This is a genomic window from Aliterella sp. E5.1 (assembly GCF_057473825.1).
Map to the genome: position 1 here is coordinate 1 of NZ_JBYCCV010000440.1, position 1,157 is coordinate 1,157.

The 1,157-nt window shown below is 50.2% G+C and carries 1 protein-coding gene and 1 pseudogene; both read left to right on the forward strand.

Translation table 11 applies throughout. From position 1 onward, the window contains the following. Positions 1-46: 46 nt before the first annotated feature. The gene (cpcG1, locus tag AC2VE5_RS28045) at positions 47-877 is read left to right on the forward strand and encodes a phycobilisome rod-core linker protein CpcG1 (RefSeq protein WP_486890780.1); all 831 of its coding nucleotides are present in this window, start codon (positions 47-49) and stop codon (positions 875-877) included. Positions 878-945: 68 nt separating this feature from the next. Beyond that, a pseudogene (locus AC2VE5_RS28050) lies at positions 946-1,157 on the forward strand (phycobilisome rod-core linker polypeptide); the annotation flags it as partial.

Below are 1,157 nucleotides of genomic sequence, written 5' to 3' on the forward strand. Positions count from 1 at the left end.
AATTAGATTTTTGCTTGTTTAACTGAATCAATAAAAAGGTTTACTTATGCCACTTCCACTCCTTGAAATTACCCCTAAAACTCAAAATCAACGGGTTGAGGGCTTTGAGATTCCTGATGAAGATGACGCTCCGGTTTATCGGCTGACAGATCGGGCCTCAGACACCGGCATCACTGACCTAATCTGGGCTGCCTATCGGCAGATCTTTAGCGAACATTTGATTCTGGAGAGTTATCGCCAACTCCCTTTGGAATCTCAACTTCGGAATCGGGCAAATACTGTACGAGAGTTTGTCCGGGGTCTAGGCAAATCAGCGGTCTACCAGGAGCTGGTTGGGGAAACGAACTCCAACTACCGGCTGGTGGATATTACCTTTAAGCGTTTCTTGGGCCGGGCAACCTATAACCAGGATGAGCAGATTTCTTGGTCAATTGTGATCGCCACCCAGGGATTGCACGGCTTCATTGATGCGGTGGTGGACAGCGAGGAGTACCGTCGCACCTTTGGCGATGATATTGTTCCCTACCAGCGGCGGCGGATGGAAGCCCGGCCCTTCAACCTGGTGACCCCTCGTTATGGAAGAGATTGGCGCGATCGGCAGGCATTTCACTCTCTGCAAGGCCGCTCTTTCTATCAGATTCGCCAGTACCGTCCGGGTGAGATGGATAAGAAAGTAGTTCGGGATGCGATCCCGGTCGGCTTTTTAAATATGGCTCAGTCAATGCTCACCCCTCATCTTGACACTCAACGCCATGTGGCCCGGTCAAATAATGTCCAGATTCCTGATATGAGTCGCTCGGGGACCCGGCAACCTTCTGTGAAGCCAACCGGGGTGGCGTTGCCCTATCGCTATATTCCCACAACTCCTAAGGTGTAGGCACAGCCCTTCGCTAACCCCCAGCGTCCGTTGTTTATTCTGGAAACCCTTTTTAAGGACCTCCCCCCATGTCAATTCCTTTATTAACCTACAAGCCTGCTTCCCAGAACCAGCGAGTTCCTGGTTATGAAGTTCCAGACGAAGATACTCCTTACATCTATCGCTTAGAAGATTGTGATTCTGAGACAGAGATTCAAGGGCTGATTTGGGCCGCCTACCGTCAAATTTTTGGGGAGCACGAAACCCTACAAAGTAATCGGCAAAGCACTCTAAGATCGGA

Coding starts and splice junctions, on each gene's coding strand:
- cpcG1 (WP_486890780.1), top strand. CDS start 47: ATGCCACTTCCACTCCTTGAAATTACCCCTAAAACTCAAAATCAACGG.